The sequence below is a fragment of the Mesorhizobium sp. WSM4887 genome, from assembly GCF_029625865.1.
Classification (GTDB): domain Bacteria; phylum Pseudomonadota; class Alphaproteobacteria; order Rhizobiales; family Rhizobiaceae; genus Mesorhizobium.
On record NZ_JARTVP010000007.1, the window covers coordinates 142,569 to 163,326 of the forward strand.

Consider the following 20,758-nt stretch of genomic DNA (forward strand, 5'->3'; position numbering starts at 1 on the left):
TGCGCCGGCTACATCAATCTTTGACCGTCCGACCCAAAATAAAGCGGCGAGCGATAGCGGATCGTCACTCTGTCCCCCTTTGCGAGCGGCGTGTCGGGATCGGTCAGCGTCACCAGCTTCTTGGCGCCCACCGTGACATGCAGATGGTTCTGGTCGCCGAGATGCTCGACCCAGTCGACGACGCCGTCGGCATGGCCGTTCGCCGCCTTTTCGATCGCGAGATGTTCGGTGCGCGCGCCGATCGTCGTCGTACCGGTGGGCGCGGCGCCGTCGGGCAGCAACCCTGCCGGCAGAAGGTTGATCGCCGGCTGGCCGAGGCGAGCCGCGACATGAAGGTTTGCCGGCTCGGAATAGATCGCGCGCGGCGTGCCGATCTGCACCAGCACGCCCTCGGAAAGGATGCCGATGCGGTCGGCCATGGTCATCGCCTCGATCTGGTCGTGCGTGACATAGAGCATGGTGGCGCCGAGCTCGGACTGGATGCGCTTCAGCTCGAGCCTGAGATCGGCGCGCAGCTTGGCGTCGAGCGAGGACAGCGGCTCGTCCATCAGATAGATCGAGGGCTTTCGCACCAGCGCGCGGCCGATGGCGACGCGTTGCATCTCGCCGCCCGAAAGCCTGGTCGAGCGGTTGTTGAGCTTGTGGTCGATGCGCACCATCCGCGCGACTTCCTCGACGCGGCGGCGGATTGCTTCCTCCGGAAAACGCCGCGCCGGCGAGCGCAGCGGGAAGGCGAGGTTGTCGAAGACCGAAAGATGCGGGTAGAGCGAATATTGCTGGAAGACGAAGGCCGTATCGCGCTCGGCCGGCGACAGCGCCGTCGCATCATGGCCGCCGATGTAAATCGTGCCGCTGTCCGGCCGCTCGAGCCCGGCGATCAGCCTGAGCGTCGTCGTCTTCCCGGCGCCGGTCGGCCCGAGCAGCACGACGAACTCACCGTCCTTGATCTGCAGGTCGAGATCGCTGACCGCGACTGTCTCGCCGAAGCTCTTGGTCACACCCTGAATCTGGACGTCAGCCATGGCGCGCCTCCACTGCCTGATCGTACATGGCGGTTTTCACCGCGCGTCCAGTGCCTTTCTCGAACAGCGACAGCCGCGTGCTGCTCAATGCCAGCCCTACCTGTTCGCCCGTATTTAGATGGATTCCGGCCGGCACCCGGGCCTTGATGATGCCGTCAGCCGTCTCCACCGCGACGATCTGCGTGGTGCCGAGATATTCGGTGCCGTAGATCGCGCCGCGCAGCTTCGAAGCATCATCGAAGCGGATGTGCTCGGGGCGGATGCCAAGCGCCATGTCGGCCGGCGCAATATCCTCGCGCACTTCCGGGACCGTCACCCTGGCGCCCTGCACGACGATCTCCTTCGCACCCTTCGCGAGCCCACCGCCGAAGCGCAAGAAGTTCATCGGCGGCGAGCCGATGAAATCGGCGACGAACATCGTGGCCGGCCGGTCGTAAATCTCGCGCGGGCTGCCGAACTGCTCGATGACGCCGTGGTTCATCACCGCTATCTTGTCGGCCATCGACATCGCTTCCATCTGGTCGTGCGTGACATAGACGGTGGTGGCGTGGATGCGGTTGTGCAGCTCGCGCAGCTCATGCACCATCAAATCGCGGAACTCGGTGTCCAGGGTCCCAAGCGGCTCATCCATCAGGAAACATTTCGGTCGCCTGACGATGGCGCGGCCGAGCGCGACGCGTTGACGGTCGCCGCCGGCAAGACCGGAGACCGACTTGTCGAGCAGGTGGTCGATGCGCAGCAGCTTCGCGGTCTCCTCGACGCGGGCGCGGATCTCGGCCGACGCCATGCCTTGCGCCAGCAGCGGGAAGCCGATGTTCTTGCGCACATTCATATGCGGATAGAGCGCGAAGAGCTGGAAGACGAAGGCGATGTCACGCTCGCGCGCCCGGCGCATGGTGACGTCCTCGCCGCCGAGCAGGATCTTGCCGCCGGTGGGCAGTTCGAGGCCGGCGATCATGCGGAGCGTCGTCGTCTTGCCGCAGCCCGACGGCCCGAGCATCACGAAGAACTCGCCGTCCTCGACAACGAAATTGGAATCCTGCACGGCAACGAACTCGCCGAAGGCTTTCCTCAGGTTCTGAACACGGATCTCGGCCATTTCTATTCCGGGAATTTCGAGACGACGATGAACATGGCGGTGCCGGCGAGCATGGTGACGAAGGAATAGCTGTAGAGCGACAGCGCGAAAGACTGGAACAGCATCAGGAAACCGATGGCGATGATCGCCGTGGCGATGTTTTCCATCAGGCCGCGTCTTGCCCAGACGGGCCAACGCGATTTGCGTTTTGCAGGCTGGATCGTGCTCATTTGCGCACCGCGCCGAAGGTAATGCCGCGCAGCAATTGCTTGCGGAGCAGGATGGTGAAGACCAGGATCGGCACCAGGAATATCGTCGTGCCGGCGGCGACTGCCGGCCAGTCCTGGCCGCCTTCGCCGATGATGGTCGGGATGAAGGGCGGCGCCGTCTGCGCCGTGCCGGAGGTCAGAAGCGCGGCGAACGCATATTCGTTCCAGGCAAAGATCAGGCAGAAGATGGCGGTCGCGGCAATGCCGGTGGTCGCCTGCGGCAGCACCGTGCGCCAGAAGGCCTGCAGCCGCGTATAGCCGTCGATCATCGCCGCTTCTTCGTATTCGCGCGGGATCTCGTCGATGAAGCCCTTGAGCAGCCAGACCGCCAGCGAGACGTTGACCGCGGTGTAGAGCAGGATCATGCCGAGCGCGGTGTCGGAGAGGCCGAGCTCGCGGTACATCAGATAGATCGGGATCGCGACGGCGATCGGCGGCATCATGCGCGTCGACAGGATGAAGAATAGGAGGTCGTCTGCCAAAGGCACCTTGAAGCGCGAGAAGCCGTAGGCCGAGAGCGTGCCGAGGAACACCGCGCAGAAGGTCGAGCCGAAGGCGATGATCAGCGAGTTGACGAAGCGCGGCAGGAAGTTGGACGGGCCGGCGATCACCATGTTGCGCTTGCGCACCGTCTCGTCGCAGAAGCCGGTCGCCGGTCCGAGCGAGTTTATGTATTCCGGCGTCTGCCTGGTGCGGGTCGTGAACAGGTTGCAGTAGCCTTCGATGCTAGGCTGGAAGACGATCTTCGGCGGATAGGCGATCGAATCCGGCGGCGTCTTGAAGCTGGTGGCGAAGATCCACAAGAGCGGCACGATCGAGATCAGCGCGTAGCCGACGACGAGCACGCCGGCGATCCGCTTCGAGTTCGTCGAAGGTGCGACGACGGAATGGGCGGCGGTCAGGCTCATCTCTGCTTCACCTTGTTGAGTGCCTTGACGTAGATGTTGGCAAGGCCGAACACCGCGACGAACAGGACGATGGCGAAAGCCGAGGAATAGCCGGTGCGCCAGCTTTCGAAGGCCTGCCGCTTCAGCGTGATCGAGGCGACCTCGGTGGTCGAGCCCGGTCCGCCGCCGGTGAGCAGGTTGACCATGTCGAACATCTTGAAGTTCTCGATGCCGCGAAACAGCACCGCCAGCATGATGAAGGGCAGCGCCATCGGCAGGGTGATCGACCAGAACTGCCGCCAGTTGGAGGCGCGGTCGACCTCGGCCGCTTCATAAATGTATTCTGGGATGGAACGCAGGCCGGCGAGGCAGATTAGCATCACGTAAGGCGTCCACATCCAGGTGTCGACGATGATGATCGCCCATGGCGCCAGCTCGACATTGGACAGCATCTGGACATTCGTCGGCGGGATGCCGGTGAGGAATGAGATGGCGTAGGCGAACAGTCCGATCTGCGGCTCGTAGAGGAAGCGCCAGAAATTGCCGACCACCGCCGGCGACAGCATCATCGGCACCAGGATGATCGTGGTCCAGAAGGCGTGGCCGCGGAATTTCCGGTCGATCAGCCAGGCGAGCGTGAAGCCGAGCACCGTCTGCAGCAGGATGGTCCAGAAGACGAAATGCGCCGTCGTCTGCATTGCGATCCAGATATCCTGGTCGCCGAGGATGCGCCTGTAGTTGGAAAGCCCGAGATTCTTGACCACTTCGTTCGGGCGGTTGGCGCGGTAATTGGTGAAGGAGAGGTAGATCGCCCAGAACAGCGGGAAGATGTTGATGGCTAAAAGCAGAAGGATCGTCGGCGAAATGAACAGCCAGGCGAGGCCCTTGTCGCTGATGCCCCGGATCTTCCTGGCCAACGGCTCGGGTGTGGCCCACGCAACGTTGTCCGCAGTCCGATTGAGCATGGTTAGTCCTGCATCGGTCACTGGTCAGCCTCGGCGATGAAATTTATCTGAACTGCGTCCCGTGCCAAGGCGGCACGGGACGCACCTGCTCGGGAGGAGCCTTACATCTTGCCGTCGTCCTGGAAGATCTGCGTCCAGTCCTTGACGAGGCCGTCGAGCGCATCCTTGGCCGAGCCCTGGCCGGCGACGACATAGTCGTGGAAGCGCTTCTGCGAGGCCTGCAGCAGCGGCGCGTAGCTCGGCTCTGCCCAGAAGTCCTTCACGATCGCCATGGAGTCGAGGAAGGCCTGCGCATAGGGCTGGCTGGACGGGAACTTCGGATCCTTGACGACGGAATTCAGGCAGGAATAGCCGCCGAGCGACCACCACTTGGCCTGCACGTCCTTGTTGGCGAACCACTTGATGTATTTCAGAGCCGATTCCTGCTTGTCGGAGTAGGAAACCACCGAGATGCCCTGGCCGCCGAGCTGCGCGAACTGGTCGCCGTCGGGACCTTTCGGATTGGCGAAGTAACCGATCTTGTCGCCGCCGACATTCTCGTCCTTCTGCAGGCCGGGCCAGGTGAAGGCGAAGTTCATGTGCATCGCCACCTGGCCGGATTTGAAGGCATCGACGCCTTCGCCCATGTAGCTGTTGGAGGCGCCGGGCGGTGTGCAGCAATCATAGAGCGCCTTGTAGAATTCCAGCCCCTTCACCGATTTCTCGGAATTGACGAAGCCGTCCATCTCATAGGGCTTCTCCGGGTTCTCGTACTGGAAGCCGTAGCTGTAGAGGACGTCCATGGCGCCCATGGTGATGCCTTCGGAGCCGCGCTCGGTGTAGATCGAGGCGCCATAGACGGTCTTGCCGTCGATCTGGCGCTTCTGGAAGAACTCGGCGATCTGCCTCAGCTGGTCGAAGGTCGTCGGCGGGGCGAGATCCCAGCCATACTTCTCCTTGAACTCCTTCTGCAGTTCCGGCCGCGAGAACCAGTCCTTGCGATAGGTCCAGCCGACCACGTCGCCCATGGCCGGCAGCGCCCAGTAGTTCGGCGTGTTCTTCGGCCATTCGGAATAGCCGACGACGGTCGCCGGCACGAAGTCGTCCATGCTGATCTTCTCCTTGTCGAAGAAGTCGTTCAGCTTGACGTAATGACCGTTCTCGGCCGCGCCGCCTATCCACTGGCTGTCGCCGATGATCAGGTCGCAGAGCTTGCCGTGTGAGTTGAGCTCGTTAAGGAAGCGGTCGGCATAGTTGGTCCACGGCACGAATTCGAACTTCATGCCGATGCCCGTTTCCTTGGTGAAGTCCTTGGACAGTTCAACCAGCGCGTTGGCCGGATCCCAGGCCGCCCAGCAAAGCGTCAGGTCTTCCGCATGCGCCGCGTTCGAGACGGCGGTCGACGCGAGTGCCGCCGAGGCCAGTCCCAACGCCAGTTTCAAGGTCGATTTCATGCCTTACCTCCCATTTGCGAAACGCGTCCGGATGACGGTTTCAAAAGCCTCAACCTCGCTCCTCCGAGGGCCTGAACATGGCGCGCGTCGCGCCGCCGATGTTTAGTAATTTGTTTAGTGATGCTCTTTTTACTAAACAACGCAAGCGAATTCGTTGCTGCGCCGCAGCATGACGAAAGCGGTGCTTGAAATCGTTGGGAAAACTGTGGGCTGCCTCGGCGGCTCGGCGTCAGCCGGCTACTTGGCGGTCTTCGGGCCCACCGTGACCGGCCGGATCCGCGGCGCCGGAGGCAGCAGCTCGCGGATGTCGGCAAAGGGGAAGACGGGCTGGAACCGAAACGCCTCGGCCAGCGCGCCGGGCCCGCCGTTGCATTGGCCGGCGCGGAACGCGTTCTGCATGCGTGCACCGTTGAGATAATGCTCGGGCCTCTGTGAGCGATGCGCGAGAATCGCCTGCGCCTTGAGGTCCCAGTGGCTGGAAATGTCGACGTAATGCGTCGGCGAGAAACCTGTGCCGCCGAGCGTGTCGGCATGCAGCACCGGTACCTCGAAGGACGCCGCGATGCGCACGCCATCCGACAGCGCGCGGTGGTCGCCGTGATAGTCGTTCGGCGCATGCGTGATCGCGAGGTCGGGTTGCACCTCGCCGATCAGCGCCTTGAGTGTGTCGATCAAAACGGCATCCGCAACCAGCGCCCCGTCGGGGAAACCGAGGAAACGCGGTGTGACGCCGAGCAGGCCGGCCGCCTCGGTCGCTTCCTCGCGCCGCGTTTTGACAAGCGACTTCGGATCGCCCTTGCCGCCCTTGGCTCCGTCCGTGGCTATCGCAAAAGTCAGCTCTGCGCCTAGCGCGGCATAGGCGGCCAGCGTACCGAACATGAATATCTCGATATCGTCGGGATGAGCCCCCAGCGCCAGTATCTTCACTTCTTTTCTCCCGGATATGGAACGTGCCGAACGGAATCCTGCTCGCCCTCGTCGCCTATGCAAGCTATTCGTGGAGCGATGCCGTCATCAAGAGCCTGGGCGGGCAGTTCACCGTCTTCGAGATCGGCTTCTTCGTAACCTTGTTTGCCGGCTGTTTCCTGTTCTTCACAAGGCCTGCCGATGAGCGCTGGCGCGACTTCTGGCGCACCAGCCGGCCCTGGGCCGTGCAGGCCCGCGCCTGGGCAGGCATCGCATCGGGCGTGCTCAGCGTCTATGCCTTCACCACCATTCCGCTGGCGGAAGTCTACGCGTTGATTTTCCTGGCGCCGTTGTTCGTCACCATCCTCTCCACTCTCATCCTGAAGGAGAAGGTTGGGCCGTGGCGATGGCTCGCCGTGGTCGCCGGCTTTGCCGGCGTCATGCTGGTTGTCAGGCCGGGTTTCCGCGAACTTCATCTCGGCCACCTCGCGGCCTTTGCCATCGCCTTTCTTGCCGCCACCAGCGTCATCCTGATGCGGTCGCTGGCGCAGCAGGAGAAGCGCACGACGATGCTCGGCGTGCTTGTCGGCTATGGCCTGCTCTTCAATGGCCTCGGTGTGGCGGCAACGTCGTTCACCTTGCCGGATGGCAATCAGCTGATCTGGCTGGTCATGGCCGGCGCCTTCACCGCCGGCGGTCAGCTGTTGCAGCTTCTCGCGGCCAAATACGCGCCCGCCAACCGGATCGCGCCGACGCATTATTCACAGATCGTCTGGGCGGTGGTGCTGGGCTCGTTGTTCTTCCGGGAAGATCCCGACCTGCTGACGCTGGCCGGCCTTGCGGTGCTCGGCGCCTCGGGCCTGCTGACCATGGTTCGCGAGGAGGTACGGCTGGGCACCGTGCGCTGGAACCCGTTCACGCGCACCAGGCTTTAGGCAATTCCGGGACAGGTTGCGCGCTCACCGTGGCCGCTGATATGCGGACGCCATGAACAGAGGAATTTTGCCGGAACTCCCGGTATCCGCCGTGCTGCCGGTGCTCGGCGAGGCGCTCGCCGGGCGCAACAGCGCCGTGCTGGTGGCGCCGCCCGGTGCCGGCAAGACGACGCTGGTGCCGCTGGCGCTGCTCGACGCGCCCTGGCTCGGCGAAGGCAGGATCGTGCTGCTGGAGCCGCGCAGGCTGGCAGCCCGCGCCGCCGCCCGTCGCATGGCCGAGCTTGTCGGCGAGGAGCCGGGTGGTACAGTCGGCTACGCGATGCGCATGGAGAACCGCACTTCAGCGCGGACAAAGATCCTCGTCGTCACCGAAGGCGTGCTGTCGCGCATGATCCTCGACGATCCCGAACTGCCCGGCGTTGCGGCGGTAATCTTCGATGAATTCCACGAGCGTTCGCTCGACGGCGATTTCGGCCTCGCGCTGGCGCTCGATGTTCAGGGCGCGCTGCGGCCGGATCTGCGCCTGCTGGTGATGTCGGCGACGCTCGACGGCGCGCGCGTCGCAAAACTACTGGCCGGGGCGCCGGTGGTCGAAAGCGAGGGCCGCGCCTTCCCGGTCGACATCCGCTATGACGAGCGGCCGGCCGGCATGGCGGTCGAGGACGCGATGGCCAGGGCGGTTCGCTCGGCTCTGGCCGCCGAGCAGGGCAGCGTGCTCGCTTTCCTGCCCGGACAGCGCGAGATCGAGCGCACCGCCGAGCGGCTAAAAGACCGCCTCGGTGATACAGACATCGTTCCGCTCTATGGCCAGTTGGACAACAGGGCGCAGGATGCCGCGATCAAGCCGGCGCCGGCTGGCCGCCGCAAAGTGGTGCTGGCGACCTCGATCGCCGAGACCTCGATCACCATCGACGGCGTGCGCGTCGTCATCGATTGCGGCCTGTCGCGCCTGCCGCGCTACGAGCCGGCAAGCGGCCTGACCCGGCTGGAAACGGTGCGCGTCAGCAAGGCTTCCGCCGATCAGCGGGCCGGCCGCGCCGGACGAACGCAGCCGGGCGTCGCCATCCGATTGTGGCGTGCCGAGCAGACGGCGGCGCTGCCCGCCTTCACACCGCCGGAAATCCTCGAGGCTGACCTTTCCGGCATGTTGCTCGACTGCGCCGCTTTCGGCGTCGCCGATCCGTCGAGCCTTTCCTTCCTCGACCCGCCGCCGGCGCCGGCGCTCAACGAAGCGAGGGTGTTGCTCAAAGCGCTGCATGCAATCGATGACGCCGGCCGCTTGACGGAGGCGGGCGCGGCGATGCGCAAGCTCGCTCTGCCCGTGCGGCTCGCGCACATGGTGGCCGAAGCGGCTGAGATCGGGCAGGCGCAGGAAGCGGCGATGCTTGCCGTGCTTTTGACGGAGCGCGGGCTTGGCGGCGACAGCGCAGATTTGGAACGGCGGCTGATCCGCTTCCGCGCCGAAAAATCGCCGCGCGCCGGTGCCGCCCGGCAACTTGCCGCACGCCTGGCCAAGCAGGCAGGCGGGGCAAGGGCAGACTCGCCAGCCGCGCCCGGCGCCTTGCTGATCCATGCCTGGCCGGATCGTGTCGCCAGAGCCCGCGGCGAGCGCGGCCGCTTCGTGCTCGCCAACGGTTCCGGCGCGATGGTCGATGCTGCCGATCCGCTTGCCGGCGAGAGCTGGCTGGTCGTCGCCGATCTGCAGGGCAAGGCGCAGAATGCCCGTATCACCGCCGCCGCGCCCGTCGACGAGGCCCTTATCCGCACCGCGCTTGCCGACCGCATCGAGACGAAGCGCGAGACGAGTTTCGACCGCGAGCGCCGCGTCGTGCGCGTGCGCGAGACCGCTCGCCTTGGCGCCATCACCCTTTCCGAGCGCATGCTGCCCGCACCTTCCGGTGCCGAGGCCGATCGGGCCATGCTGGACGCCCTGCGCGAGCACCGCCTGTCGCTGCTCGACTGGGGCAAGGAGGCGGAAACGCTGCGCCAGCGGCTCGGCTGGCTCTATCGCGGCCTCGGTTCTCCCTGGCCCGACGTCTCGGACCAGGCGCTTCTCGACCGTCTCGACGACTGGTTGCTGCCTTTCCTTGCCGGCGAGGCCTCCTTCGCGGCGATCAGGCCGACGGCGCTTGCGGCGGGGCTGATGTCGCTGGTCCCGCACGACCTGCAGCGCGAGGTCGACGCGCTGGCGCCGACCCATTTCGACGCGCCCTCGGGCAGCCATGTGCCGATCCGCTATGACGGCGAATGGCCGGTGCTGGCGATCCGCGTGCAGGAGCTGTTCGGTCTCGATCGCCATCCTTCGATCGCTGGCGGTAGGGTGCCGCTGACTCTGGAGCTCTTGTCGCCGGCGCACCGCCCGATCCAGACGACGCGCGATCTGCCCGGCTTCTGGCGCGGCTCGTGGGCGGATGTGCGCACCGATATGCGCGGCCGCTATCCCAAGCATGTCTGGCCGGAAAACCCGCTGCTGGCGGCCGCCACCAGCCGCGCCAAGCCGCGCGGGACATAGGTTCGTGCCGCTTTCGGCGGGCCATTCGCGTTAGTGGGCAACGCGCGTTGGCGATTGGCGCAAACGCCCATCACTTCGTCATCCTAGCGCCTGCGATCCGCTTCGCGTCGCTCCGCCCGTGGATGACGAAATCGCGAGGGGCCTCGGCCAATCATCAAGCCCTCATGATGGTGAACCGAAACAACGGCCGCTGACCGGTCAAGTCGCCGTCACAGCGCTACTAGCGCTCACCCTCCTGCGGCTATAATCGTAAGTCGATGATCAATATTCTGCGCGCGCCCGATTCCCAGCAGAGCCAGCGGCTGCGGCTCAACACGCTGATCCGCCTGCGCTGGCTGGCCATCGTCGGCCAGAGCATGGCGGTGCTTGTCGTCGCCTACGGGCTGAAATTCCCGCTTCCGGTCTCGCTGTGCTTCGCGCTGATTGCCTGCTCGGCCTGGATGAACCTCTGGCTCACCTTCCGCTATCCCGCGGCGCATCGGCTGACCCCGCTCTCGGCCTTCGTCATCCTTACCATCGACAGCCTGCAGCTCGCCGGCCTGCTCTATATGACTGGCGGCCTGACCAATCCGTTCTCGGTCCTGCTCTCGGTGCCCGTCGTCATTTCCGCCGCGTCGCTGCCGCTGCGCCTCACCGCGGTGCTCGGCGCGCTGGTTATCGCGGCGGCCACGCTGCTTGTGTTCTTCCATCTGCCGCTGCCCTGGTACGAAGGCGCGCCGCTGTCGATGCCCTTCATCTATGTCGCCGGCATGTGGATGGCGGTGTTCGCCTCGATCGCCTTCACCGCGATTTACGCCTTCCGCGTCGCGGCCGAGGCACGCCTGCTCGCCAACGCGCTCGCCGCCACCGAGCTGGTGCTGCAGCGCGAGCAGCATCTTTCGGCGCTCGACGGCCTCGCGGCGGCCGCCGCGCATGAGCTCGGCACGCCTTTGGCCACCATCACCGTCGTCGCCAAGGAAATGGAAAAGGCGCTGGGAGAAGATCCGAAATTCAGCGAGGACGTGAAGCTGCTGCGCTCGCAAAGCGAGCGTTGCCGCGAGATTTTGAAGCGGCTGACCAGCCTGTCCTCGGAAGGCGAGGCGCATCTTTCGCGCCTGCCGCTGACCTCGCTGGTCGAGGAAGTGACGGCGCCGCACCGCGACTTCGGCATCTCGATCCGGCTGCGCCCCGGCGAGCGCATCGGCCCGGAGCCGGTCGGGCAGCGCAGCCCCGGCGTCATCTACGGGCTCGGCAATCTGGTCGAGAACGCCGTCGACTTCGCCAAGAACACGGTCACCGTCAGCTGGAACTGGGACGGTGAGGAGGTCTCCTTCTCGATCATTGACGACGGGCCGGGCTTCCCGCCGGAAATCATCGACCGCATCGGCGAGCCCTATATGTCGACGCGCCAGGGGACGGAGGCCGGCGGCGGCCTCGGGCTCGGGCTTTTCATCGCCAAGACGTTGCTGGAGCGCTCGGGCGCGACGATCGATTTTCGCAATTCGAGCGGGCTCGGCGAGGGGGCGGTGGTGCAGATCACCTGGCCTCGCGGCGTCTTCCTCAATCCCGAGCATGCCCCGGGCACCGCATTCGACAATGCGTGAGCCTATGCATTTGGCGCATGGCAGCTTTGTTGCCGGGTGTAAAAATTGGACATTGCTGTTGCAGAATTGTATCTGCGTAAAAGTAAGGCAGTAGGATGCTGACGCAAATGAGCGCAGAAGAACCCACCGGCGCAATGGTAGAAGGCGAGGACACCTCGCTGCTGATCGTCGACGACGACAAGCCATTTCTCACCCGGCTTGCCCGCGCCATGGAAACCAGGGGCTTCGCGGTCGAGACGGCGGAAAGCGTGGAAGAGGCCGTCGCCAAGGCGCGCGCCCGCCCGCCGGCCTATGCGGTGGTCGACATGCGGCTCGGCGACGGCAACGGCCTCGACGTGGTCGCCGCCATCCGCGAGAAGCGCGACGATTCCCGCACCATCATCCTGACCGGCTACGGCAACATCGCCACCGCGGTGACGGCGGTGAAGCTCGGCGCTGTCGACTACCTGTCGAAGCCCGCCGATGCCGACGACGTCTTCGCCGCGCTGACCCGCACCGCGGGCGAGCGGGCAGCACCCCCGGAAAACCCAATGTCGGCCGACCGCGTGCGCTGGGAACATATCCAGCGCGTCTATGAAATGTGCGACCGCAACGTCTCCGAGACCGCGCGCCGGCTCAACATGCACCGGCGCACCCTGCAGCGGATTCTGGCAAAGCGGGCGCCGCGGTAACCTGCTTAAACGCGCGTACGGTGCTGCCGATGGCGAGTGTCGAAGGCAGCGCTGGCTGCCGCCTAGCAACGCTGGCGATTGGCGAAAACCGCGATGAGAGCGCCCCTCTCCCCGTCATACGGGGAGAGGATGCCGGCAGACAGGTGAGGGGCGGCGCCGGCGCTTGCAAGGAGGGCGACGGTGGCCGACCGGTCCATTGCTTGCCCCGTCGTGCGCGTTTGAGCATCATCGCGAAGGACACCGGCCGGCGGGCCATGTGACGGAGGGGGCATGCGCGACGAGCGGCCGAAATCGATGCTTCGCGAATTCCTCGACGGCGAGGCGGCCGGCGGCATCATCCTGATGGCGGCCGCCGCCCTTGCGCTCATCGTCGCAAACTCGCCGCTCGCCGAAACCTATTTCGCCGCCCTCCACGCCTATCTCGGTCCGCTCAGCGTCTCGCACTGGGTGAATGACGGCCTTATGGCGGTGTTCTTCCTGCTGGTCGGGCTGGAGATCAAGCGCGAGATGCTGGACGGCCAGCTCTCAACCTGGCCGCGCCGCGTGCTGCCGGGCATCGCCGCGGCCGGCGGCATGGTGTTTCCGGCGCTGGTCTATGTCTTGATCAACCGCGACAACCAGGCGGCGCTTTCCGGCTGGGCGATCCCCACCGCCACCGACATCGCCTTCGCGCTCGGCGTGCTGTCGCTGCTCGGCAGCCGCGTGCCGGCCTCGCTTAAAGTGTTTCTTACCGCTTTGGCCATCATCGACGATCTCGGCGCCGTCATCATCATCGCGCTGTTCTACACCAGCGGCCTGTCGCTCGCCTATCTCGGCGCCGCCTTCGCGGTCATCGCCGTATTGATCGTGCTCAACCGCATGCGGGTGATGAACCTGTTGCCCTATCTCGTGCTGGGCGCGCTGCTTTGGGTGCTGGTGCTGAAATCGGGCGTGCATGCGACGCTTGCCGGCGTGGCGCTGGCGCTCACCATTCCGCTCGAGCGTTCGCCCGGCATCGGTCACGACGTCGAACACTCGCCGCTGCACCGGCTGGAGCACGGCCTGCACAAGCTCGTGCCTTTCATCGTCATCCCGATCTTCGGCTTCGCCAATGCCGGCGTCTCGCTCGGCGGTCTGAGCGTTGCCGCGCTGGCCGAGCCTCTGACGCTCGGCGTCGCCGCCGGCCTCGTCGTCGGCAAGCTGGTCGGCGTCTTCGGCGCCTCGGCTCTCGCCATCCGGCTGGGCCTCGCCGACCTGCCGGCCAATGCCGGCTGGCTGCATATGATCGGCATTTCGCTTCTGTGCGGCATCGGCTTCACCATGAGCCTGTTCATCGGCCTGCTCGCCTTCGCCAATGACGCGGCCCTTCAGGACGCGGTGAAGGTCGGCATCCTCGCCGGCTCGCTGATCGCCGCGCTGGTCGGCGCGGCGGTGCTGCTGATGGCGCCGGCGCGGGGTGGCGCCGAAGAAGAAGTGGAGTAGGGCAGCGGGGAACGCGGTCTTGCCGATCAATGGAAGCGTTGTAAGGCGCACCACTACTTTCCGATGACTTGAATTTGATGAGTTGAAGCTATCGCTGGAGTGCTAGCGTGCTTCAGCGTGCCGTCAGACAGCGATGGGGCAATTCACTCGGTTAAGGGGCCAGCAAAAATGGTATGCCGCACAACAAGTGTCATAGCAACGGTCGCGGTTTTGGGCCTTGGGCTCTCTCCGGCGGCTGCGTTCACACATCTGTCGAGCTATGAAAAAACGGCACTGACGGGCCAAGAGATTCTCGTCTTTAAGGGAGCGAGCCTGAACGTGGACTGCTCTTCTGCCGGCAAGGACGATGTAAAAATTATCTCCGGGCCGAGTCATGGGGAAGTTAGGTTGGTTGAAGGGAAGGTTTACACATCTTTTGCGAAAACCAACCAGAGATTTAAATGCAATTCTCGAAAGGTCGACGGAATAAAAGGCGTCTACAAATCGGCTGCCGGGTTCAAGGGGCAGGATCAGATGACCTTCTCGGTTCATACTTTTGATGGGAACGCGTACAAAATTGTCGTGGACGTCAATGTCGAGTAGGGGCTGCGCTTTGGTCCCGGCGCAGTGCAGCCCGGTGCTGCGCGGCCCGCGGCCAGCGACGACGAGATAGCGTCCTACTCGCTTTCGCCGTCCAGCACCGGCACCGAAACACCGGCAAGCTCCGCCGCCAGCAGCCGCGCCGCGCCCGCACGCGCGATCCTGAGCATCAGCGCCTTGCGCGTCGCGGCGGCCATGCGGTGCTCCGGCGCCTCGCGCAAGATCTCCGCGCCATAGCCGTCGGAGAGGATGAAGCCGCATTCTTCCGGAAAGATTTCCGCGGGCACGCCGGGATGGGTGGCGAAGAAGAAGCGGTCGGCATGCAGCCGGTAGTCCGGCCATTTGCGATCGACGCGAAAATCCTCGATCGAGGATTTGATCTCGATGATCCAGATGTCGCCCTGCCGGGTCAGCGCGACAAGATCGGCCCGCCGGCCGGTGGCCAGGGATAGCTCTGGCAGCACATGCGCGCCCATTTGGGTGAGCAGGCGCTGCACGCCGCGCCGCACCAGCATGGCGCGCTCCGACTGGCGGCCGTCGATCAGCGGGTTGAGGGGAATCGCGGAAACGATAGGCATGGCAAGCACCATGCCAGATTTTGTTCACGGTTTGAACCCGATATTAGGGCGATTGTATATTTGACAGACCCAGACGCACAATTAATTCGGGAACCGAATTGGGTTCCGGTATGTTGACCACTATCGCCGGTAACGACCCAACGGACATCGGCGGCTGAGAGACAGCGATCTAGCGCTCCCGTCTGCATAAGACCGGAGCCACGCTATGTCTCCCAACAATCCCCATCGCGCGCTTTATTCCAATCAGGACAGCATTCTAATCGCCAGATCGAGAGAGTATATCGAACGCTCACGACGGCGGCTCATAGAAACCGAACCGTTGCTCGATCCTCACCGGATGCGTCACCCCACACAGGATCGGGATATCGCCAGCATCCTGCGCGGCACTTGGTGGAAGTCTTATGATGACGACCAAGGGGCTAGCGAGGCTTCTTTCCCGCTTTCTCGTCGTGCTTAGGCGGCGGCGGGGACTTTGCCACTTTCTTAATCGCCGCGTTCAACGGCTCTTCGGAATCGACGGTTTCAATCTCCCGCGCCAGTTCGCGGAACTTCTCAACCTCTTTTCAGCGGGTTTGCCTGACATTGCAGAATGCACCTTTGCTTTATTGACGAGAGTGGTAGCCCGCCCAAACCCTGCCGCGTGGGCAATAGGCCCTATTTTGTCACAGCCGGTCTTATCATGCATGAGGCCCAATGGCATGGCATTGCAGACGAAGTGCGCAGGATAAAGACCAATATGGCGTCACAGGCGAAATCAAATGGCGCTATTTCGGCCCAGATAATACGGACCCGGGCAACTCCGTCGCCCACCTAAACGAGGGCGAAAGGCGCGGGCGGTTATATATTTCACAGACCACCGCAACACTTGAGAGTGTTGCTACCCTGCTGCATCCGCAGTATGAACCCCAAAAAAATCCTAAGCCGAACGCAATCAGCGTTACAGGCCAATCGGTGATCGCCCAAGTAATGCCGATGATTGACGCTTCATTGTAGAGCGCCTCATCCAGCCTCCCCCAGATCCCCTTCGAAGATGAGCAGCACGCGGTTCGACGCCTGCAGCGCAAACCGCTTCGCTTCCTCGTAAGCCGGGTCGTCATAGCAGGCCTTGGCAGCTTCCAATGACGGGAATTGGACGACGATCACCCGACCGGCATCGCGCGCCTCCACCAGCAGGGGCGGCACTTTCGAAGGATTGCTGCGTGCCTGATACTTCTCGCCGATGGGCTTCCAAAGCCTGGCGTATTCGGCTTGCGCTTCCTGATCCGAAATCTCGGTGCCGACGATGAGCCAGTATCCCTTCACGGGTGGAGCACTCCTGCCGAGGATTTGTTTCTGGCTCAAGAGCTAAGATAGAGATCGGATACTTGTCTAGCTCCGGTCGGCGACTTCACGCCGCCCCCGCCATGTCATCCAAAATCGGGCAGTCCGGCCGGTCGTCGCCGTGGCAGGCGTGGATCAGCTTCTGTAGCGTCGCGCGCATCGACTGCAGTTCGCGCACCTTTTCCTCGATCGCCCTGACATGGGCGCTGGCGATTTCGCGCACGTCATGGCTGGCGCGGTCGCGGTCCTGATAAAGCGCCATCAGCTGCCTGCAATCATCGATTGAAAAGCCGAGGTTGCGGGCGCGGCGCAAGAAGGCCAGCCGGTGCACGTCGTCGCGCGAGTAGTCGCGGTAGCCGTTTTCGGCCCGCGCCGGCAGGATCAGGCCGATCTCCTCATAGTAGCGGATGGTCTTGGCCGGCAGGCCGGAACGCTCGGCGGCATCACCGACATTCATGGCGCTCTCCTGTCTCCGGCAGCCTTTCCGGCTGCCCCGTTGATTTTACTTCACAATCCTGGGACCCCTGTTGCCGAAATGCCGCAGTTCGGCACTTACCAGCAGGGAAGGTCATGCATATAGGCAGTGCACGCTTGGCAAGCAAAAGAAATGCCAGCATGAATGATGGTGAGAAAGCGGCCGACTCGTGCCGCTGATAAAAGGCGGGGCGTCGGACCTATTCATGCGCTTGAAGTCGTTTGCAATCGTCGCCGCCCTTGCGCTGTCGACCGCGATCAGCGGGTGCAGCACCATTGGCGGGCAAATCTTCACCAACAACTATGGCGCGATGACCGATGCCGGCTATCAGCTGCCGCGCATCCCGATCGAGAAGGTTCCGGCCCGCTTCCGCCGGCAGGAAGTGCGCTACGACACTCCCGAGAAGCCCGGCACCATCATCGTCGACACCCAGAACAAGTTCCTCTACTTCGTCGAGGGTGACGGCATGGCCATGCGCTACGGCATCGGGGTCGGCCGCGAGGGCTTCGAGTGGCACGGCACCGCCCATATCGCGCTGAAGCGCGAATGGCCGACCTGGACGCCGCCGGCGCCGATGATCAAGCGCCAGCCCGAACTCGCCAAATTCGCGGGCGGCATGGAGCCGGGCCTGAAGAACCCGCTCGGCGCGCGCGCCATGTATCTGTTCAACAAGGGCGGCGACATGGGCTACCGCCTGCATGGCAGCCCGGAGTGGTTCTCCATCGGCAAGGCGATGTCGTCGGGCTGCATCCGCCTGATGAACCAGGACATTATCGATCTCTACGACCGCACTTCGGTCGGCGCCAAGGTCATCGTGATGTGATCACGATGGCCGCGGACAAAAGCTTGCGTGCGCGGACCGTCTAGGCAACAACAAGACGTCCAAAGACAGAAAACCGGGCTGTTGGGGCCCGGTTTTTTGTTTTTGCGGTTGGAGAAAATTCACTCCGCCGAGAAGCTCAGAAACCGCAACAGGCGGCCGGCGGAGCAGAATTATCAGGCGACCTGCTCGACCTGCTGCACTTCCGGAACAAAATGCCGAAGCAGGTTCTGAATGCCGTGCTTCAGCGTCGCCGTCGATGACGGGCAACCGGCACAGGCACCCTTCATGTGCAGGAACACGGTGCCGTTCTCGAAGCCGCGGAAGGTGATGTCGCCACCATCCTGCGCGACCGCCGGGCGCACCCGGGTGTCGAGCAGCTCCTTGATGGTCAGCACCAGCTCCTCATCCGCCTTGTCGTAGAACTCGCCGGCCTGGCCGGCATCGTTGGCCGGGGCCGCCGAAGCCATGACCGGCGCGCCGGACATGAAATGCTCCATGATGGCGCCGAGGATCGCCGGCTTCAGGTGCTGCCAGTCGGGACCGTCCTTGGTCACGGTGATGAAGTCGTAGCCGAAGAAGACGCCGGTGACGCCGGGGATCTCGAACAGCCGGCCGGCCAGCGGCGAAGCCTGCGCGGCGCCTTCGGCGTCGCGGAAGTCGGCGGTGCCGTCGCGCAGCACTTCCTTGCCGGGCAGGAATTTCAGCGTCGCCGGGTTCGGCGTCGATTCGGTCTGGATGAACATGGATATCTCCAGGCCCTTCCGGGCCGATAGTTTGGAATAGTTCTAAATAGGCTCTATCGGCTGGACATTCAAGCGAAACGCGTCGCCCGAACGGCTGGCTGGCGGAATGTTTTTGCCCCGGCGGAGCGCTTCGCCACGGCAAGCCTATCCTCCGACTTCCACGCTGAGTTGTCCACTCGTCTTCTGGATGTTCACCTCGGCGCCGTCCGCCGTGCGCATGAATTCGAGGTCGGCGCTTGCCTCGCCGACCCGCAGCCCGCGAAGCTCGATGCGGCTGACGAAATCGGGCAGTCGCGGCCGCACGATCCGCAGCCTGTTTGCGAAGGCGTCGGGCTCCAGGCCGAGGCAGGTGGTCACCAGGAACGGCACCGCGCCCGCTGCCCATGCCTGCGGGTGGCAGGCCACGGGATAGTGCACCGGCACCTGGAAATCGTTGCGCTGAAAGCCCGCCATCGCCTCCGGCAGCCGGTGATGGCGGAAGTGCATCGCCGCTTCGACAATGGCGGTGAAGGTCCTCAGCGCCGCGCCGTCCTCGCCATACCGCCGGCAGCCGGCCGCCAGCAGCGCATTGTCATGCGGCCAGACGGTGCCGAGATGATATCCGACGGGATTGTAGCGCCGCTCCGCGCTCGAGAGCGTGCGCACGCCCCAGCCGTTGAACATGTCGTCCTGCATCAGCCGCCGCACGGTTCGGCGGCCCTTGCCCCGATCCGCGATACCGGTCCACAGCGCATGGCCCGGGTTGGAGGAAACGACCGCGACCGGGCGGCCGCGCGCCTCGAGCGCCAGCGCGAAAGTGTCCAGGTCCTCGCACCAGAAGTCGCGGTTGAACCGTGTCCGAAGCTTTTCGGCCTCGCCGCGAACCTGCCTGGCGCTGTTGCGCTCGCCAATGCGTTCGTAGAGATCGGCGATGGCATGCTTGGCCGCAAACACATAGCCCTGCACCTCGACCAGCGCGATCGGCGGCCTGGCGATGCTGCCGTCGGTCCTGACGATCGCGTCGGCCGAATCCTTCCACCCCTGGTTGACGAGACCGCTTTCCGAGATGGTCCGGTATTTGACATAGCCTTCGCCATGCCCGTCTCCGGCCTTGGCGATCCAGCCCAAGGCCTTTTCCACCGGCTCCCGCAGTTCGCGGAAGAGCCCCACGTCGCCTGTCCACGCGGCATAGCGGCCGAGAAGCAGCAGGAAGAGCGGGGTCGCGTCGACCGTGCAGTAGAATCTGGCATGTGGGACATTGCCCGCGCGAGCGAGCTCGCCGACGCGCAGCTCATGCAGTATCTTGCCGGGCTGCTCCTCTCGCCATCGATCCGTTCGACGTCCCTGATAGCCGGCTAGAAGGCGCAGCGTCTGGGCGGCGATCTCCGGCTGGAAGGCGAGCATCTCGAGCGCGACGATCAGGCTGTCGCGTCCAAACAGCGCGACGTACCACGGCACGCCGGCTGCGAAATACTCCCTGTTGCCAAGATCCGACCTGAGCACCGCGAGATCGCGCAGCGAACGGTCCATGATGCTGTTGAGCAGCAGGCTGTCGCTGTCGAACTTCGTGTGTTGCTCCAGCCATTTTTCAGTATCCGCCTCAACCGTCCCGGCAAAGCCCTCGAGAGCAAACGCCGGGTGCTGGCTCATTTGCTCGGCCTCCGGCTCTTCCGACAGTTCCCTCAATTCTATGGTGATGGCGATGGTGCGCCTTTCTCCTGGCGAAACATCGAACTGGAACTCGGCCGCGGTTCTGTGCATGGCATCGGGTGCCGGCAAGAAACCGATTGTTGCCGTTCTGCGAACGTGGTCGGCGCCGTGATAGACAAAGTGGAGGCTGCCGTCGCGCCAGGCAGGCCGCTCGCACCTGCCGAGGTTCTTCGGCACCAGTCCGCGCACATTGAAAATGTCCTCGAAGCCGGCGCCGAAGTGCAGGGCCAGCGGAAAGCCATGCGGCTCGTTGCCGAAATTCTGGATGGTCAGAACCTCTCGCACACATGTTTGCTCCGCATCGAGAATGCGCTCCCAGCGGATGCCGAGCTCGTCCTTGGGGATCAGTCGCCCCCCATCGCAATGCAGGTCGGGATTGGCCAGTTCGAAAAGCGCGGCGTAACCTCTTTGCGCGGTCGAGGCCAACACGATCGGCGGCAAACCGCCCAGCGTCATCTCATAGCCGCCGAGGAAACGGCAGTCGTGGAAATAGAGCCCGAAGCCGTGCTCGCCTTTCACCGGTATCTGGGCGTCGGGAGCGAGGATATAGTAGAGATCGAGATTCTTGACCGTAATCGCGCCGGCGATGCTGTCCACCATGGCCGGGTGCCCCTTGGCGAGCACGCGGTGCCTGCGCTCCTGCTGCGCATCAGGCGTCTGCCGGGCTTTTTGCTGTGATCGCGCTGCCTGCGAGCGCGGCTGCACCGGTGATCCAGTCCCAGCGTTTCGCGGCTTTGACGTGCCGCTACGCCCTGCTTTCCGGGTTGATTCGTCCACCGGCGCTCCTTTGGAATGGCGTTTCCGTGACCATTCCAAATGGCGCGCCGCC

General features: G+C 64.1%; 21 protein-coding genes. 9 read left to right on the forward strand and 12 right to left on the reverse strand.

Features of this window, described 5'->3' with window-relative positions; translation table 11 throughout:
• Positions 1-8: 8 nt before the first annotated feature.
• The 7 genes from P9230_RS23250 to P9230_RS23280 all read right to left on the reverse strand — a co-directional run bounded on the left by P9230_RS23250 (position 9) and on the right by P9230_RS23280 (position 6,581).
• Positions 9-1,022 (reverse strand): ABC transporter ATP-binding protein, encoded by a 1,014-nt coding sequence (locus P9230_RS23250; RefSeq protein WP_127247722.1) that lies wholly within the window; start codon positions 1,020-1,022, stop codon positions 9-11.
• A complete protein-coding gene (locus P9230_RS23255) occupies positions 1,015-2,121 on the reverse strand; it encodes an ABC transporter ATP-binding protein (protein ID WP_095799228.1) in 1,107 nt (368 codons plus the stop codon). The genes P9230_RS23250 and P9230_RS23255 overlap by 8 nt, the downstream gene beginning before the upstream one ends.
• 2 nt (positions 2,122-2,123) lie before the next feature.
• Complete coding sequence (locus tag P9230_RS23260) at positions 2,124-2,330, reverse strand: hypothetical protein (RefSeq protein ID WP_127247718.1); 207 nt, start codon at positions 2,328-2,330, stop codon at positions 2,124-2,126.
• Positions 2,327-3,277, reverse strand: a complete 951-nt coding sequence (locus P9230_RS23265; protein WP_127247716.1) for a carbohydrate ABC transporter permease — start codon at positions 3,275-3,277, stop codon at positions 2,327-2,329. The genes P9230_RS23260 and P9230_RS23265 overlap by 4 nt, the downstream gene beginning before the upstream one ends.
• Positions 3,274-4,221: a sugar ABC transporter permease gene (locus P9230_RS23270; RefSeq protein ID WP_127247714.1), complete on the reverse strand. Its 948-nt coding sequence runs from the start codon at positions 4,219-4,221 to the stop codon at positions 3,274-3,276. The genes P9230_RS23265 and P9230_RS23270 overlap by 4 nt, the downstream gene beginning before the upstream one ends.
• Before the next feature lie 101 nt (positions 4,222-4,322).
• Positions 4,323-5,654 (reverse strand): ABC transporter substrate-binding protein, encoded by a 1,332-nt coding sequence (locus tag P9230_RS23275; protein ID WP_127247712.1) that lies wholly within the window; start codon positions 5,652-5,654, stop codon positions 4,323-4,325.
• A 237-nt stretch (positions 5,655-5,891) separates the two neighbouring features.
• Positions 5,892-6,581 (reverse strand): PIG-L deacetylase family protein, encoded by a 690-nt coding sequence (locus P9230_RS23280; protein ID WP_127247710.1) that lies wholly within the window; start codon positions 6,579-6,581, stop codon positions 5,892-5,894.
• Positions 6,582-6,604: 23 nt separating this feature from the next.
• Between P9230_RS23280 and P9230_RS23285 the strand changes: the two genes are divergently transcribed.
• The 6 genes from P9230_RS23285 (at position 6,605) to P9230_RS23310 (ending at position 14,304) form a co-directional block, all read left to right on the forward strand.
• Complete coding sequence (locus P9230_RS23285; protein ID WP_127247708.1) at positions 6,605-7,495, forward strand: DMT family transporter; 891 nt, start codon at positions 6,605-6,607, stop codon at positions 7,493-7,495.
• 52 nt (positions 7,496-7,547) lie between these two features.
• On the forward strand, positions 7,548-10,007 hold the full coding sequence (gene hrpB / locus P9230_RS23290) for an ATP-dependent helicase HrpB (RefSeq protein WP_278120865.1): 2,460 nt from the start codon (positions 7,548-7,550) through the stop codon (positions 10,005-10,007).
• A gap of 257 nt (positions 10,008-10,264) precedes the next feature.
• On the forward strand, positions 10,265-11,590 hold the full coding sequence (locus P9230_RS23295; protein ID WP_095824307.1) for an ActS/PrrB/RegB family redox-sensitive histidine kinase: 1,326 nt from the start codon (positions 10,265-10,267) through the stop codon (positions 11,588-11,590).
• 107 nt (positions 11,591-11,697) lie between these two features.
• Entirely contained in the window at positions 11,698-12,261 is a 564-nt protein-coding gene (locus P9230_RS23300; protein ID WP_040974834.1) for an ActR/PrrA/RegA family redox response regulator transcription factor, read from the forward strand.
• A 270-nt stretch (positions 12,262-12,531) separates the two neighbouring features.
• The gene (gene nhaA, locus P9230_RS23305; RefSeq protein WP_278120866.1) at positions 12,532-13,722 is read left to right on the forward strand and encodes a Na+/H+ antiporter NhaA; all 1,191 of its coding nucleotides are present in this window, start codon (positions 12,532-12,534) and stop codon (positions 13,720-13,722) included.
• A gap of 117 nt (positions 13,723-13,839) precedes the next feature.
• Positions 13,840-14,304 (forward strand): hypothetical protein, encoded by a 465-nt coding sequence (locus P9230_RS23310; RefSeq protein WP_245435028.1) that lies wholly within the window; start codon positions 13,840-13,842, stop codon positions 14,302-14,304.
• Between the two features lie 74 nt (positions 14,305-14,378).
• Here P9230_RS23310 and P9230_RS23315 read toward each other — a convergent pair whose 3' ends face one another.
• Positions 14,379-14,879 carry an MmcB family DNA repair protein gene (locus P9230_RS23315; RefSeq protein WP_164747477.1) on the reverse strand — a complete coding sequence of 167 codons (501 nt, stop codon included), beginning with the start codon at positions 14,877-14,879 and terminating at the stop codon, positions 14,379-14,381.
• A gap of 205 nt (positions 14,880-15,084) precedes the next feature.
• Here P9230_RS23315 and P9230_RS23320 point away from each other — a divergent pair, with 205 nt between their 5' ends.
• Positions 15,085-15,336: a hypothetical protein gene (locus P9230_RS23320; protein ID WP_278120867.1), complete on the forward strand. Its 252-nt coding sequence runs from the start codon at positions 15,085-15,087 to the stop codon at positions 15,334-15,336.
• A 236-nt stretch (positions 15,337-15,572) separates the two neighbouring features.
• Positions 15,573-15,872 carry a hypothetical protein gene (locus tag P9230_RS23325; RefSeq protein WP_278120868.1) on the forward strand — a complete coding sequence of 100 codons (300 nt, stop codon included), beginning with the start codon at positions 15,573-15,575 and terminating at the stop codon, positions 15,870-15,872.
• Positions 15,873-15,878: 6 nt separating this feature from the next.
• On the opposite strand, the gene P9230_RS23330 is transcribed toward P9230_RS23325, so the two are convergent.
• The gene (locus P9230_RS23330) at positions 15,879-16,181 is read right to left on the reverse strand and encodes a DUF1330 domain-containing protein (protein WP_067324300.1); all 303 of its coding nucleotides are present in this window, start codon (positions 16,179-16,181) and stop codon (positions 15,879-15,881) included.
• An 85-nt stretch (positions 16,182-16,266) separates the two neighbouring features.
• Positions 16,267-16,656, reverse strand: a complete 390-nt coding sequence (gene cueR, locus P9230_RS23335; protein ID WP_067003523.1) for a Cu(I)-responsive transcriptional regulator — start codon at positions 16,654-16,656, stop codon at positions 16,267-16,269.
• A 223-nt stretch (positions 16,657-16,879) separates the two neighbouring features.
• Between cueR and P9230_RS23340 the strand changes: the two genes are divergently transcribed.
• Positions 16,880-17,497 (forward strand): L,D-transpeptidase, encoded by a 618-nt coding sequence (locus P9230_RS23340; RefSeq protein WP_067003525.1) that lies wholly within the window; start codon positions 16,880-16,882, stop codon positions 17,495-17,497.
• Positions 17,498-17,670: 173 nt separating this feature from the next.
• On the opposite strand, the gene P9230_RS23345 is transcribed toward P9230_RS23340, so the two are convergent.
• Positions 17,671-18,240, reverse strand: coding sequence for a NifU family protein (locus tag P9230_RS23345; protein ID WP_067003527.1), 570 nt, complete (start codon positions 18,238-18,240; stop codon positions 17,671-17,673).
• Positions 18,241-18,384: 144 nt separating this feature from the next.
• Positions 18,385-20,634 (reverse strand): glycogen debranching N-terminal domain-containing protein, encoded by a 2,250-nt coding sequence (locus P9230_RS23350; RefSeq protein WP_127325074.1) that lies wholly within the window; start codon positions 20,632-20,634, stop codon positions 18,385-18,387.
• Positions 20,635-20,758: the final 124 nt, after the last annotated feature.

What these genes read in the sequence shown, in the direction of transcription:
- P9230_RS23340 (WP_067003525.1), top strand. Translation starts at nt 16,880, where the DNA reads ATGCGCTTGAAGTCGTTTGCAATCGTCGCCGCCCTTGCGCTGTCGACC.
- P9230_RS23275 (WP_127247712.1), bottom strand. Translation starts at nt 5,654, where the DNA reads ATGAAATCGACCTTGAAACTGGCGTTGGGACTGGCCTCGGCGGCACTC.
- P9230_RS23250 (WP_127247722.1), bottom strand. Translation starts at nt 1,022, where the DNA reads ATGGCTGACGTCCAGATTCAGGGTGTGACCAAGAGCTTCGGCGAGACA.
- P9230_RS23270 (WP_127247714.1), bottom strand. Translation starts at nt 4,221, where the DNA reads ATGCTCAATCGGACTGCGGACAACGTTGCGTGGGCCACACCCGAGCCG.
- P9230_RS23300 (WP_040974834.1), top strand. Translation starts at nt 11,698, where the DNA reads ATGAGCGCAGAAGAACCCACCGGCGCAATGGTAGAAGGCGAGGACACC.
- P9230_RS23320 (WP_278120867.1), top strand. Translation starts at nt 15,085, where the DNA reads ATGTCTCCCAACAATCCCCATCGCGCGCTTTATTCCAATCAGGACAGC.
- P9230_RS23260 (WP_127247718.1), bottom strand. Translation starts at nt 2,330, where the DNA reads ATGAGCACGATCCAGCCTGCAAAACGCAAATCGCGTTGGCCCGTCTGG.
- P9230_RS23265 (WP_127247716.1), bottom strand. Translation starts at nt 3,277, where the DNA reads ATGAGCCTGACCGCCGCCCATTCCGTCGTCGCACCTTCGACGAACTCG.
- cueR (WP_067003523.1), bottom strand. Translation starts at nt 16,656, where the DNA reads ATGAATGTCGGTGATGCCGCCGAGCGTTCCGGCCTGCCGGCCAAGACC.
- P9230_RS23345 (WP_067003527.1), bottom strand. Translation starts at nt 18,240, where the DNA reads ATGTTCATCCAGACCGAATCGACGCCGAACCCGGCGACGCTGAAATTC.
- P9230_RS23255 (WP_095799228.1), bottom strand. Translation starts at nt 2,121, where the DNA reads ATGGCCGAGATCCGTGTTCAGAACCTGAGGAAAGCCTTCGGCGAGTTC.
- hrpB (WP_278120865.1), top strand. Translation starts at nt 7,548, where the DNA reads ATGAACAGAGGAATTTTGCCGGAACTCCCGGTATCCGCCGTGCTGCCG.
- P9230_RS23295 (WP_095824307.1), top strand. Translation starts at nt 10,265, where the DNA reads ATGATCAATATTCTGCGCGCGCCCGATTCCCAGCAGAGCCAGCGGCTG.
- nhaA (WP_278120866.1), top strand. Translation starts at nt 12,532, where the DNA reads ATGCGCGACGAGCGGCCGAAATCGATGCTTCGCGAATTCCTCGACGGC.
- P9230_RS23315 (WP_164747477.1), bottom strand. Translation starts at nt 14,879, where the DNA reads ATGCCTATCGTTTCCGCGATTCCCCTCAACCCGCTGATCGACGGCCGC.
- P9230_RS23325 (WP_278120868.1), top strand. Translation starts at nt 15,573, where the DNA reads ATGGCATGGCATTGCAGACGAAGTGCGCAGGATAAAGACCAATATGGC.